This window comes from Pseudomonas marginalis (assembly GCF_900105325.1).
In the GTDB taxonomy this organism is placed as follows: Bacteria; Pseudomonadota; Gammaproteobacteria; order Pseudomonadales; family Pseudomonadaceae; genus Aquipseudomonas; species Aquipseudomonas marginalis.
On sequence record NZ_FNSU01000003.1, the window covers coordinates 1,703,199 to 1,716,287 of the forward strand.

The following is a 13,089-nucleotide window of genomic DNA, read 5'->3' on the forward strand; positions in this document are numbered from 1 at the left end:
CTGGGGTCGACCGGTGGGGGAACTGGAGGATACCCTGAACCGACCCAAGCTTATCGAGAGTCAAGCATGCTTATCGTCTTCAGCGGCCTGCCCGGCACCGGCAAAACCACGATTGCCCGCGAGTTGGCGCGCCAGACCGGTGCGGTTTACCTGCGCATCGATGTCATCGAACAGGCGATTCGCGACGCTGGCGTATTGGCGGGTGATGTCGGTGCCAGCGGTTACGGCGTGGCGAATGCGCTGGCGCTGAGTAACTTGCAGTTGGGCCATAGGGTCGTCGCCGATTGCGTGAACCCGGTCAAGGAGAGTCGGGCAGACTGGACAGCGACGGCCGCGACGGCAGACGTGGCGCTGGTCAATATTCAGGTGGTGTGTACAGACGCACAGGAACACCGGCGCCGGGTGGAAACCCGTAGGGGCGACATTCCTGGGTTGACGCCGCCGACTTGGCAGTCGGTATCGGCGCATGAATATGAGCGTTGGGACCAACCCGTGTTGACCCTGGACACGGCCTCCGTGACAGCTACCGAGGCCGTCGCGTCAATCGTTGCCCACACGGCAATGCCCTAGAGCACACTCCCCATCGCCTTCATCAACACCAAGTCCCGCCCATAAATATCCGGCGCATACACCAGGTCACCCTGGCCGTCGACCTGCACCGTCCAGTAGCCCAACAGCACCGGCACCGGGGTGGCCAGCCGGAATTCATGGGTCACGCCGGTGGCCAGCAGTTCATCGGTGCGCGCGCGTTCGGCCGGGCTGACCAGCAGGTCGCGCAGCAGCAGCGGTTGTTCGACCCGCACGCAACCGGAGCTGAACGCCCGCGGGCCCTTGGTGAACAGCGGTTGGCTGGGGGTGTCGTGCAGGTACACCGAGTACGGGTTGGGAAAGCGCATCACGATCTTGCCCAGTGGGTTGCGCGGGCCCGCTTCCTGGCGCAGGAGGATATTGCCGGGGCGCGCCCAGTCGATATTTTCCGGCGCCAGCGGGTGGCCTTCGGCGTCGAGCACTTGCAGGTTCTGCTGGCGCAGGTACTCGGGGTTGAGGCGGATGGCCGGGAGTTTGTCCTCGCGCATGATGGTGGGCGGGATGGTCCAGGTGGGGTTGAGGGTCAACCGGGTGATGCGTGACTTGAGCAGCGGCGTCTGGCGTTCGGCGCGGCCCACTTGCAGGCGGGTCTGCCACACCGGGATGCCGCTCTGGTACACGCTCAGTTGCGCGGCGGCGACGTTGACCAGTACGCCTTCGGGCTCCAGGTCCTGGGCCAGCCAGCGGAAACGCTCGAGGTTGATGCGCAGCTGTTCGCGGCGCATGGCCGGGCTGATATTGAGTTCGGCCACGGTGCCGGCGCCGATCACGCCGTCCGATTGCAGGGAGTGGCTGAGCTGGAAGGCCTTCACCGCGGTGACCAGTTCCGGACCGTATTGTTTGCCGGCGCCCTTGGGTTCTGCAGACAGGTAGCCACCGCTGTGGAGCCGACGGGCCAGTTCCGGGACGCGCGGGTCGTCCATGCCGGGACGCAATAACGGGCCGCTGCCGACCGGATCCCAATGCGGCAAGGGTTGCAGGCGGACGCTGGCATAGGCGTTGCGCAGGCTGCGGTACAGATCGGCGCTGGGGCGCGCCTGGTCAAAGGCTTGCGCCATGTTTTGCAGGCCGAGGGCAGCGAGGGCCAGCACTTCGGTGTCGGGGTCGCGGGTGGGCGGCTGCGAATGCCACAGCGGTTCGAAGCGCGATTGCTGCAGGCGCCCGTAATGCAGATCCTGCAGGGCTTGCAGGTAGTGCTGGCTGATGTCGATGTCGCTGCACAGCACATTGGCCGTGGCATCCGCCGCAGGCAGACTATAGTGGGTGGGGTCCAGCCCGTCATCGGCGAGCAGCTGCAATTGGGCGTGCAGTGCCTCGCGGCGATCATTGGCGGACCACAGCGGCCCATTCCCCTGCTGCTGGTAGAACGCTTGCAGGCGCAATTGGGCGGCGGCGTCTATCTGCGCGGCAAGGCCGGGGCAGACACCCGGCAGTTGCGCCAGTGCCTGTTGCAGCGGGGCCAGTTCGACCGGCGCCGGCGTGGTGACCGGCAATGGCTCGACCGGCAGCACGTCGGCTGTGGCGACCAATGGTGCAACGAGCAGGCAAATGCTCAAGTAACATGCGTGTTTTTTGAACAATAGCTTTGCTCCAATCCACAGTGGGGGGATGTACTGTAGATGCTGACTTTTATGTGCCGCCTCGGTTTGGTCACCGTGGGCCTGGCTTTACTGAGCACTATTACGCTCGCCGCCAATGGCAACCCTCCTTCCTTGTATAGCAGCCTGGCGCGCTCGGCTCCAGAACTCAATCCCACGGTACTGAAAAGCGCCCTGAACGCCGTGCAATGCGCCGTCAATAATGGCGAAGAACGCTCCGAGCGCCTGGCCGTGATTGACTATTCCCAACCTTCAACCGCCCGTCGGCTGTGGATCTTCGACCTGCGCAAGAAAACCCTGGTGCTGCGCGACCTGGTGGCCCACGGCGCAAAGTCCGGGGAAAACTTCGCCACCCAATTCTCCAACCTGGAAGGCAGCCATCAATCCAGCCTGGGCCTGTTCCGCACCCAGGAAAGCTACCTCGGCACCCATGGCTACTCGCTGCGCATGGACGGCCTGGAGCCGGGGTTCAATGACCAGGCCCGCGACCGCGCCATCGTGATTCACGCCGCCAACTACGTCAGCCCCTTGTGGAGCAAGCGCGAAGGCCGCATCGGCCGCAGCCAGGGTTGTCCGGCCGTGCGCCCGCAGGTGGCGCGCCAGGTGGTGGACAAGCTCAAGGATGGGCAGTTCATGTTTTCGTGGTACCCCGACCAACGCTGGTTGAAGTCCTCGACGTACCTCAATTGCAAACCCCAGCAGGTGGCGAGTAGTCGTACAATCCGTGGCGGTTAGCCTGTCCCCACAGATAAAAGAGAGCTTCGCATGCTTCTACATCAATCGACCTGGATCGAGATCGGGCAGTTCCTGGAACGCAGCCGCACGGTGGTGATCCCCATCGGCTCCAACGAACAACACGGCCCCACCGGCCTGCTGGGCACCGACTGGATGTGCCCGGAAATCATCGCCCATGAGGCGCAAAAGAACGCCGACATCCTCATCGGCCCGACCTTCAATATCGGCATGGCCCAGCACCACCTGGGTTTCCCCGGCACCATTTCCCTGCGCCCTTCCACTTTTATCGCTGCGATTGGCGACTGGGTGCGCTCGCTGGCCGGGCATGGCTTCGACAAGATCCTGTTCCTGAACGGTCACGGCGGCAATATCGCCACGATTGAAGCGGCGTTTTCCGAGCTGTACGCCGAGGCGAGCTTCGGCCGTCGCCCTGCCGGGTTTGCGTTGAAGCTGGTGAACTGGTGGGACTTGGAAGGCGTCACTGACCTGGCGCACCGCCAATTCCCGGTGGGCCATGGCAGCCATGCGACGCCTTCGGAAATCGCGGTGACGCAGTGGGCGTACCCGGACGCGATCAAGTCGGCCGACTACTCCCCGCAGATCGCCAACACCGGGCCGATCCGTGAAGCCCTGGACTTCCGCGCCCGCTTCCCCGACGGGCGCATGGGCTCGGACCCGGCGCTGGCGACGGTGGAGAAAGGTGGGGAGTTGGTGGCGCTGGCGGCTCAAGGGCTGGTGAAAACGGTTAACAGCTTCAGCAATGAAGCCAGACCTTAGGCCTTATGCAGATTCAAATGTGGGAGGGGGCTTGCCCCAATGCCAGTCAGTTAAGGAGGAACACTGTAACTGTGGTGAGCGGGCTTGCCCGCGTTGGGGCGCGAAGCGGCCCTAAAACCCGCAACCCGGTTCAGCCTGGAAGAATGCAGTGACTGTATTGGGGCCGCTTCGCGCCCCAGCGCGGGGCAAGCCCGCTCACTACGACGGGCTTGTTTACCCCCATCAGCGTTGTTTCATGCGGTCGATGACCACCGCCAGCAGCAGGATCGAACCGCTGTGGTGAGCGGGCTTGCCCCCTCCCACATCGGTTATCTGCAGTCCTGCGCCACCTGTTCAAGCCGCGACGGCGTAATGGTCGACGCCAGCGGCTTGCGCTCATACAAAAACACCTTGCCGCCGTCCCCCGCCTTGTAGACCTCCAGCACGTCATCGGCGGCAATCTTGCTGGTCAACACCAGCTTGGCGTGGCGCGAGTTCTGGGTCACCGTCGACGTGATGCCGTGCTTTTCCAGCTTGGGAAGCAGGCATTGCACATAGTCATCCGGGCTCTTGCCGGTTTGCAGGGTCAAGGTCGGATTATTGGGAGCGGAAACACAACCGGCCAGCAACAGGGCCGCGACCGGTACGAAAAAAGAGCGCATGAAAAAATCCTGAGTCTAAAAATAAAGGTTCACATCAACCCGCGCGAACCAGCGCCTTGAGCGAGGCATCGAACTGCTTCAACGCATCGAGCTGCACATCCCGCTGCTGTTCGATCCGCGCGGCAATCTCCGGTGCGGCCTTGTCGTGCACCCACACCGAGGGCACCTGCCTGTGCACCGAGCCTTCGGCCTTGGCGATGTATTGCAGGTTCGCGTCATAAAACCGTGCGATAAAACGCGCTTCGACCTGATCGTTGCGCTGGGTCAGCAATTGGTTATGGGTATCGAGCATCACCACCACATCGGGGCGAGCCTGCACCAGGGCATCCAGGTTGTCGTAGACCGTCACCGACAAAAAGGTTCCCTGCAGCGAGCTCATCAACCAATCAATGGCCAGTTCCGGGTCGGAGCTGTTGACGAACGCCTCGCGGATACCTGCGTCAAGGGCATCCCTGGCGCCGTTCAAGGCCATGTCGTGGTAGCGTTCAAGGTAGCTGAGGTTGTCGCGGGTGTTATCGCTTAACAACACCCCCACCGATTGCGCATGCTGCAGGGAGTCTACGCTACCGACGATAGGTAGCAAATGGCCTGCACGCAATTCATCAGCGATCGCTGCGTTGTTGACGATCACAGTGCCCAGCATCAGCATCATTAAACCCAGCTGAATCAACGTCCTCATCGTGCATTTCCTTGAACAGCGTCCCGATGCAGGCGATTTTGCGCTTTTCCTGAAAAAACAGAACTTGCGTTGCATGATGGTGACTATTATCTGAACCGATAGTGCTCACATAAAACCTATAAGGACCACGCCATGAAGCCTCACCAGAAAACCTTCGACCGCATCCGCGAAGCCGTCTTGCCGGAGTTTCGCGAGCGGGTCGCCGATTACCTGGTCGAGTATGAACAGGTACTGCTGGATGAGGCGTCGGAGGCCGACCAGGTGCACGCCAGTGCCCAGCAGTTGCGCGGCTACCTGCGTGGCTTGAACACCACGCGGGTGCTGGGCATGGCCGATTGGGAAGACCTGGACCGGCGCGTCATGCAAATGACGACCAGCGCTACAGCGCAGGACGTTGCAGGTTGACCCACGCCTGCACGGACGGCCGGCGCCACTGGCGCTGCGCATAAGCCACCAACTCGGCAGGTACGCTGTCGCCGTTGAGAATCAGGCGATTGAGCATCACCGCCAGGTCCACGTCAGCAATGCACCACTCACCGAACAAGTACGAAGGGTTGCCCGCCAACAGCACCTGCGCCGCACTGATCAAGCGCCGGGCTGCCCCTTGGGCGTCGGCTGACAACGGCGGCATTTTCTGCCCATAAAACACCACCAGGGTCGAACGCTCCTGGCGAATCGGCAGCAAATCACTGCGCAACCACGCCTGCACCTGTCGTGCCCTCGCCCGCTGTTTGGGATCGGCCGGGTACACGGCTGTCTCGGGGTAGGCCTGGTCCAGGTATTCGGTAATCGCGGAGGATTCCGACAAGGCAAAATCGCCTTCCACCAGGGTCGGCACGCGCTGGGTCACGGATAGCTGGGCAAAGTCGGCTGTCTGGTTTTGCGCGGTGTCCAGGTCCAGGGTGACCAGGTCGAAGGCCAGGCCTTTTTCCCGCAGGGTGACGAACACCGACATCGCGTACGGGCTGGTGTAGAGCGAATCAACGTAGAGGCGCAACGGGGGCTGGTTCATAACGGGGCTCCTTGGGTGAAGCCCTACGCTACGAGATGCGCGCCGAGAAAGACAATGCGCGGTTTTTATGGGGGCATTCCCGGGCGGAATAGCGGGTTAACCGGCAAACCCGCCCTTGTCCAGAAAGGCGCGCTCTTCATCCGTGGTGACCCTGGCCAGCACCGCATTGCGATGGGGAAAACGCCCGAAGCGCTCGATGATCTGCGCGTGTTCCTTGGCCCAGCGGTAAGTGTTGGCGTCCAGTGGCTGGTTGAGGGCCAGGGAGCGTTGCTGATCCCTTGGGTCTTCCGAGTGTTCGAACGGCAAATAACAGAACGCGCGCAATGCCGGCTCCACCTGCTGGTCGAGCCCGGCGTCCACCATGCGCGCGGCATACAGACGCGCGAGCGGGTCGGTGGCAAACATGTGCGCGGTGCCGCGAAAGGCGTTGCGTGGGTATTGGTCGAGCAGGATCAGCAAGGCCAAGGCGCCTTCGGCTGAATCCAGCCAGCTTTCCAGCTCGCGCCGGGCGGCCTGCAGGTGGGTGGCGTGGAAGGTGTCGCGGAAGGTGGCGTCGAACCCATCGTCCTTGGCGAACCAGCGCTTGGGGCCGGCGTGCTGCCAGAAGTCGATGACGGTTTGAGGGGTGCTCATGCTCAGGGGCTCCGGGTATGGGTTTACTGAAGGTATCAGAAGCGGGATCAATGGAGGGCAACGCGTCGATTAATGTTATAGGATAACGCCAATTTTCCGCCCTGCCCTGTGATCCCGCCCATGACCGATGCCGTTCCCCTGCGCCAACGCCTGCTCTCCATCGACGCCCTGCGCGGCCTGGTGATCCTGTTCATGCTGCTCGACCACGTACGCGAGACCTTCCTGCTGCATCGCCAGGTCAGCGACCCGATGAGCATCGACAGCACCGAGCCCGCGTTGTTTATCAGCCGCACCCTCGCCCACCTGTGCGCGCCGGTGTTTGTGTTGCTCACGGGCTTATCCGCGTTTTTATACGGCCAGAAATACCAGGGCCGCCGCGATGTGTCGGCGTTCCTGTTCAAGCGCGGGTTGTTCCTGGTGGTGCTGGAGTTCACCCTGGTCAACTTCGCCTGGACCTTCCAGTTGCCGCCCAGCGTGATCTATCTGCAGGTGATCTGGGCGATTGGCATCAGCATGCTCGCCCTCGCCGCCCTGGTGTGGTTGCCGCGCCCGCTGTTGATCGTGCTGGCGCTGGTGATCATCGGCGGGCACAACCTGCTGGATGGCCTGCACTTCGACCCAGGCTCGGCGCTGCATATTCCGTGGACGATCCTGCATGAACGCAGTTGGATTGACGTATCCGACACCCTGCGCCTGCGCACGACCTACCCGGTACTGCCGTGGATCGGCGTGATTGCCCTGGGTTACGGCCTGGGACCGTGGTTTGCCAATGCCACGCGGCCTGCCGTGCGCCAGCGGTATTTGCTGCTCGGCGGCTTGGGTGCGTTGCTGGGGTTTGTGCTGTTGCGTGGGCTCAATGGCTACGGCGAGAAACCCTGGCAGGCGTATGACAACGGCGTGCAGACGCTGATGAGCTTTTTCAACGTCACCAAGTACCCGCCTTCGCTGCTGTTCCTGGCGTTGACCCTGGGCATTGGACTGTTACTGTTGCTGGCGTTTGAACGCGCGGGGCATCGACGCTGGATCGGCGTGTTGGCGGTGTTTGGATCCGTGCCGATGTTCTTTTACCTGTTGCACCTTTATGTGCTGAAAGTGCTGTATGTCGCCTGTGTCGCGCTGCTTGGCCTGAACCAGGGCAACTACTTTGGCTTCGACAGCATGGGCGCGGTGTGGCTGATGGCGCTAGTATTACCCCTGGCGCTCTACCCGCCGGTGCGCTGGTTCGCCGGGCTCAAGGCGCGGCGGCGCGACCTGGCCTGGCTCAAATACCTCTAATCTGACACAGATCCAAATGTGGGAGCTCGCCCATACTCATCGTGGCATAGGTATCTACACAACTTTCAGAGACTGGCGAGTTCCCCCTGTGGCGAGCGGGCTTGTCCCGCGTTGGGCCGCGTAGCGGCCCCAAAACAGCCGCTATGGAGTTTCTGATATACCGCATTCTGCTTTACTGGGGCTGCTGCGCGGCCCAGCGCGGGGCAAGCCCGCTCACCACAGCAAGCCCCCTCCCACATTTTTTACGATATCAAGCCAACTCAGCGCGTAGCTGGCGAGCTGCAGTGACCATATGAATCAACGCCGCCTCCGTCTCCGGCCACCCCCGCGTCTTCAACCCGCAATCCGGGTTCACCCACAGGCGCTCGGCAGGAATCCGTTTCGCCGCCTTGCGCAACAGGTTGGCCATTTCCGAGGCATCCGGCACCCGTGGCGAATGGATGTCGTAGACGCCTGGGCCAATGTCATTGGGGTAGGCAAAGGCTTCGAACGCGTCCAGCAACTCCATGTCCGAGCGCGAGGTCTCGATGGTGATCACGTCGGCATCCATGGCGGCGATGGACTCGATCACATCGTTGAACTCGCTGTAGCACATGTGCGTGTGGATCTGGGTTTCATCCCGCACGCCCGAGGCGCACAGGCGGAACACTTCGGTGGCCCAGTCCAGGTAGCCTTGCCACTGCGCCTGGCGCAACGGCAGGCCTTCGCGGAACGCGGCTTCGTCAATCTGTACGATCTTGATGCCGGCGGCCTCCAGGTCGACCACTTCGTCGCGAATCGCCAGGGCCAGTTGGCGCGCCTGCACTTCGCGGCTCACGTCTTCGCGGGGGAACGACCACATCAGCATGGTCACAGGTCTCGTCAGCATGCCCTTCATCACCTTGCGGGTGAGGCCTTGGGCGTAGCGGATCCACTCCACCGTCATCGCCTTCGGGCGGCTCAGGTCGCCGAAGATCACTGCCGGCTTCACGCAACGCGAACCGTAGCTCTGCACCCAGCCGAAGCGGGTGAACACATAGCCGTCCAACTGCTCGGCGAAGTACTCGACCATGTCGTTGCGCTCGGCTTCCCCGTGCACCAGCACATCCAGACCGAGGTTTTCCTGCACCTCGACGGCGTGACGAATCTCGCTGTGCATGGCTTCGACGTATTCGGCCTGGCTCAACTTGCCCTGTTTGTAGGACTGCCGCGCCAGGCGGATCGATGCGGTCTGCGGGAACGAACCGATGGTGGTGGTCGGAAACAGCGGCAGGTTCAGGCCCGCACGTTGTTTCTCGATACGCTGGGTAAACGGCGACTGGCGCTGGCTGTCCTGGCGGGTAATCGCCGCCACCCGCGCCTGTACCGCAGGCTTGTGGATACGCGGCGAGACCGCGCGGGCCGCCTGCACCGCGCGGCTTTCGGCCAGGGCAGCAAGGACGTTGGGCGCTTCAGGCTGGTTAAACGCTTGCGCCAGCACCGCCACTTCAGCGCATTTTTGCACGGCGAATGCCAGCCAGCTTTTCAGCTCGGCATCCAACTGGTCTTCACGGCCCAGGTCCACCGGGCTGTGCAGCAGCGAGCAGGATGGCGCCACCCACAGGCGATCACCGAGTTTTTCATGGGCGTGCTGCAAGGTGGCCAGAGCGTTTTCCAGGTCACAACGCCAGACGTTACGGCCGTTGACCACACCCAGGGACAGCACCTTGTACGCCGGCAGGCGGTCGAGAATGGTCGGGTACTGCTCCGGCGCGCGCACCAGGTCGATGTGCAGACCATCCACCGGCAGGTTCGCGGCCAGGCCGAGGTTCTCTTCCAGGCCGCCGAAGTAGGTCGCCACCAGCTTTTTCAGCGGGTCGCGCTGGATCAGGTTGTAGGCACGCTCGAACGCGTTCTTCCATTCCTGCGGCAGGTCGAGGACCAGGATCGGCTCGTCGATCTGCACCCATTCCACGCCGAGGTCGGCCAGGCCCTGGAAGATCTGGCCGTACAACGGCAGCAGACGCTCAAGCAGGTCGAGCTTGTCGAAATCACCCCCCTTGGCCTTGCCCAGCCACAGGTAGGTCAGCGGGCCGATCACCACCGGCTTGACGGTGTGGCCCAGGTCGAGGGCTTCCTGCACCTCTTCGAACAACTGCTCCCAACCCAGGTGAAATTGCTGGTCGGCGCTGAATTCAGGCACCAGGTAGTGGTAGTTGGTATCGAACCACTTGGTCATTTCCTGGGCATGGGCACCGCCGCAGCAGCTGTCGCTGACGCCACGGGCCATGCCGAACAACGTCTGCAGGGTGGCGTTGCCGTCGGCTGGACGGAAACGCTCGGGGATCACACCGAACATCAGCGAGTGGGTCAGCACCTGGTCGTACCAGGCGAAATCACCGGCGGGCAGCAACTCGATACCGGCCTGTTTCTGCAGATCCCAGTGGGCCTTGCGCAGTTCCCGGCCGACGGCCCGCAGGCCGGCTTCGTCGAGTTCGCCCTTCCAGAACGCTTCCTGCGCTTTTTTCAGTTCACGATCGCGTCCAATGCGCGGAAATCCGAGGGAATGAGCGACTGCCATGACAAAAAACTCCAATCTGTTGAGATGGGAGCCATTGTCGGCAGTCAATCATAGTGAGACAAACTCATTTTATTTTATACGAACACAAATTTAATTCATGATCACAAGCTGCAAACCCGCCCTTTTCGCGGTGGCGCATTGGGTGATGTCTGAATGGGGGATCAGCTCAGGCTCGCGAAGAAGGGACGTGTCCGTTGTAAAGGTTCCACCAACGAGGCGGTACCGGAGGACGGGGGATGGGATAGAGCTTGCGCGCAAATTGCTTGTCGCCTTCTGACAACTCACTGCCGCCCTCGACATAATGTCCACTGTTCCGAAAATCCTTGAGAATGGTGTAGTGCATGACGGACGCTTGATCATAGGGGGAGGTGACAACCGTCTGTGAGTCGAACGGGAAAAACCATTCATGGGCCGAGGGCTCATTTTTCTCTGTGTGATATTTGCGAATCCGCTCAAAATTCAGGTCGAGTGTATTTTCCGGGTGCTGATGCTCATGGGCTAATCCCAATGCATGACCGAACTCATGCATTATCACGCGAGCGTTGAGTTCATTCAGCCCACCCTTGAAGCCGATATTCATCGTAGGCTCACCGGCACCTGCCGTTTGTTTACCTTGGGTGCCGTAATAGGAGTTCCCACCGAGGAGGTCATTATCTGCCTTGATTCTGATATCGCCATCGAGCTCTTTGGTGAACTCCAGTTTCAGGTTGATATACGGCGCCCATTTGTTGATGTTGTCCTTGATGAATTTTTCCTGTTCCTTGGTCATCTCCATCAGAGAAATCCTGACCGTCGAAAACTGTGGCCACAACGCAGCCTCTAGGGCCACCCCACGCTTGCTCCTGGATAAAACCGGTGCGTCGACGGGCTGTTTCTGGCCAGTGTCATCATTCGGCTGGGCGTAGGAAGGCGGTATAAATGGCTGAATATTAATTCCTGTCATCACAATCATGATCTCCGTGGTTGTCCGGCTTTTTGCCACAATGAACAGTTGGTGCCGAGAGCGCCAACGGTTCCGCGTGAAGTACAACCGCCCATTTCAACCACTCATCTCAGGGCGCAATCACGTGCAGGTAAAACGCGTAAAACATGAAATACGCACACCCCACCAGCGCCAGCCCCCTGCTGAGCACGGCGCGCTCGACCGCAGCGCTGTTGGCGGTGCAACTGCACGAGCGCCAGCTGGAAGTGTCTTTGTTGAGCAAAGCACCGATCATGCGCAAGGGCGACCTGGACGCACCGGATATCCTCACGCTGATGGAACTGCGTACGCAATCACGCGCCGAATATGCCTGGATGGGCATCGCCGACGCCGATGGCCAAGTGCGCCAGGCCGTCAACGGGCTGCTGGTCAATCAATCGGTGCAGCATGGTTCCAGGCCGGCCTGCGCGGTGAGTACACCGGCGATCCCCACGAGGCAGTGCTGCTGGCCAAACTGCTGCCGTAACGCAAAAAGACGCCCTCCCCGATATCGAGGCCTTGATTGTCGACTTCGATGGCAAGGTGCTTTACCCCGAAGCCCTCGCGGGTGAACAGATACCCTCAGACAAGCTGCTCACGTCGGCCGGCTGGTTCTCCGGCAACGGCTACGTCACGGCCTCCGTCGCCGTGCCAAGCCCGTCCAACGCCAGGATGAACTGGTACATCATGGTGCGCCAGCCGTTGGACGTAGCCCTGCAACCGGCGCGCAGCCTGCTGTACAAATTGCTCGTGCTCGGCCTGCTCGCGGCGATCACTTTTGTAGTGGCCGCGTATTACCTCGCCTCCTCCCTCAGCCGTCCCATCGAGCGCCTGGCAAAGTCCGCCAAACAGGTGCAGGACCATCAGCCCGGCGCGGTCTTCCCCCAGGAACACCCGGTGCTGGAGATTGCCCAACTGGGACAATCGCTCACCGGCATGACGCAATCGCTGCTCGCCAAGGAACGTGAACTGCAAGACGCCAACGCCTCCCTGGAAGCCACCGTGGCGCAACGCACCGCCGACCTCACCCAGGCCAACGCCGACCTGCTCAAGCTGGCCACCCACGACGCCCTCACCGGCGTGTTCAACCGGCGCCGCTTCGACGAAAAACTCGCCGAGAACAGCCTGCTGTTCCAACGTACCGGCCGCACCTTCGCCCTGCTGCTGATCGACGCCGACTATTTCAAGCGCGTCAACGATACCTACGGCCATGCCATCGGTGACGATGTGCTGTGCCAACTGGCAGCCCTGATAGAAAACACCACGCGCGCCACCGACTTCGTTGCCCGTTATGGCGGAGAAGAATTCGCCGTGCTGCTGCCGGAAGTCGAAGCGCCGGACAGCCCTGACGTGGTCGCCGAAAAGATCCGTGTGGCTGTCGAGGCGGCAGTGTTCCCAAGCGTGGGTCGCCTGACCGTGAGTATCGGCGTGGGCGTGGCCGAGCCTTCTGACCGCGACTCCCTGGCATTGCTCAAGCGCGCGGACATGCGCTTGTATGAGGCCAAGGGCGCGGGCAGGAATCGGGTGACGTGAGCAAGCCCCCCTGTAGGAGCGAGCTTGCTCGCGAAGAACCCAAGGACACCGCTGGCATTCTGAACAGGCGCGTTATCGTTGACGTTTTTCGCGAGCAAGCTCGCTCCTACAAAGATGA

The 13,089-nt window shown here is 61.6% G+C and carries 12 protein-coding genes and 1 pseudogene; 6 read left to right on the forward strand and 7 right to left on the reverse strand.

Going from position 1 to position 13,089, the window contains the following annotated elements; genetic code table 11:
- The first annotated feature begins 66 nt into the window (after window positions 1-66).
- On the forward strand, window positions 67-570 hold the full coding sequence (locus BLW22_RS16815; protein WP_074847084.1) for a P-loop nucleotide/nucleoside kinase family protein: 504 nt from the start codon (window positions 67-69) through the stop codon (window positions 568-570).
- Here the strand turns inward: BLW22_RS16815 and BLW22_RS16820 are convergent.
- Window positions 567-2,168 carry a L,D-transpeptidase family protein gene (locus tag BLW22_RS16820; protein ID WP_074847085.1) on the reverse strand — a complete coding sequence of 534 codons (1,602 nt, stop codon included), beginning with the start codon at window positions 2,166-2,168 and terminating at the stop codon, window positions 567-569. The genes BLW22_RS16815 and BLW22_RS16820 overlap by 4 nt on opposite strands.
- 39 nt (window positions 2,169-2,207) lie before the next feature.
- Here BLW22_RS16820 and BLW22_RS16825 point away from each other — a divergent pair, with 39 nt between their 5' ends.
- Together BLW22_RS16825 and BLW22_RS16830 are read left to right on the forward strand one after the other, a co-directional pair.
- The gene (locus BLW22_RS16825; protein ID WP_074847086.1) at window positions 2,208-2,921 is read left to right on the forward strand and encodes a murein L,D-transpeptidase catalytic domain family protein; all 714 of its coding nucleotides are present in this window, start codon (window positions 2,208-2,210) and stop codon (window positions 2,919-2,921) included.
- A 30-nt stretch (window positions 2,922-2,951) separates the two neighbouring features.
- Window positions 2,952-3,698, forward strand: a complete 747-nt coding sequence (locus BLW22_RS16830) for a creatininase family protein (protein ID WP_027607227.1) — start codon at window positions 2,952-2,954, stop codon at window positions 3,696-3,698.
- 308 nt (window positions 3,699-4,006) lie between these two features.
- Here the strand turns inward: BLW22_RS16830 and BLW22_RS16835 are convergent, their stop codons facing one another.
- A complete protein-coding gene (locus BLW22_RS16835; protein ID WP_027607228.1) occupies window positions 4,007-4,339 on the reverse strand; it encodes a YajG family lipoprotein in 333 nt (110 codons plus the stop codon).
- A gap of 34 nt (window positions 4,340-4,373) precedes the next feature.
- Window positions 4,374-5,018: an ATPase gene (locus BLW22_RS16840; protein ID WP_065924605.1), complete on the reverse strand. Its 645-nt coding sequence runs from the start codon at window positions 5,016-5,018 to the stop codon at window positions 4,374-4,376.
- 132 nt (window positions 5,019-5,150) lie between these two features.
- Between BLW22_RS16840 and BLW22_RS16845 the strand changes: the two genes are divergently transcribed.
- Complete coding sequence (locus BLW22_RS16845) at window positions 5,151-5,423, forward strand: hypothetical protein (RefSeq protein ID WP_065924604.1); 273 nt, start codon at window positions 5,151-5,153, stop codon at window positions 5,421-5,423.
- On the opposite strand, the gene yfcF is transcribed toward BLW22_RS16845, so the two are convergent.
- Window positions 5,398-6,030: a glutathione transferase gene (yfcF, locus tag BLW22_RS16850; protein ID WP_065924603.1), complete on the reverse strand. Its 633-nt coding sequence runs from the start codon at window positions 6,028-6,030 to the stop codon at window positions 5,398-5,400. The two genes, BLW22_RS16845 and yfcF, sit on opposite strands and share 26 nt — an antisense overlap.
- Window positions 6,031-6,126: 96 nt before the next feature.
- Entirely contained in the window at window positions 6,127-6,663 is a 537-nt protein-coding gene (locus tag BLW22_RS16855; RefSeq protein ID WP_137212212.1) for a DUF924 family protein, read from the reverse strand.
- Window positions 6,664-6,783: 120 nt separating this feature from the next.
- Between BLW22_RS16855 and BLW22_RS16860 the strand changes: the two genes are divergently transcribed.
- A complete protein-coding gene (locus BLW22_RS16860; RefSeq protein ID WP_065924602.1) occupies window positions 6,784-7,938 on the forward strand; it encodes an acetyltransferase domain-containing protein in 1,155 nt (384 codons plus the stop codon).
- 250 nt (window positions 7,939-8,188) lie between these two features.
- On the opposite strand, the gene metE is transcribed toward BLW22_RS16860, so the two are convergent.
- Window positions 8,189-10,477, reverse strand: coding sequence for a 5-methyltetrahydropteroyltriglutamate--homocysteine S-methyltransferase (gene metE / locus BLW22_RS16865; RefSeq protein WP_074847087.1), 2,289 nt, complete (start codon window positions 10,475-10,477; stop codon window positions 8,189-8,191).
- Window positions 10,478-10,643: 166 nt separating this feature from the next.
- A complete protein-coding gene (locus tag BLW22_RS16870; RefSeq protein ID WP_065948104.1) occupies window positions 10,644-11,429 on the reverse strand; it encodes a M12 family metallopeptidase in 786 nt (261 codons plus the stop codon).
- Window positions 11,430-11,587: 158 nt separating this feature from the next.
- Between BLW22_RS16870 and BLW22_RS16875 the strand changes: the two are divergent.
- Window positions 11,588-12,971: pseudogene (locus BLW22_RS16875) on the forward strand (sensor domain-containing diguanylate cyclase); the annotation flags it as partial.
- Window positions 12,972-13,089: the final 118 nt, after the last annotated feature.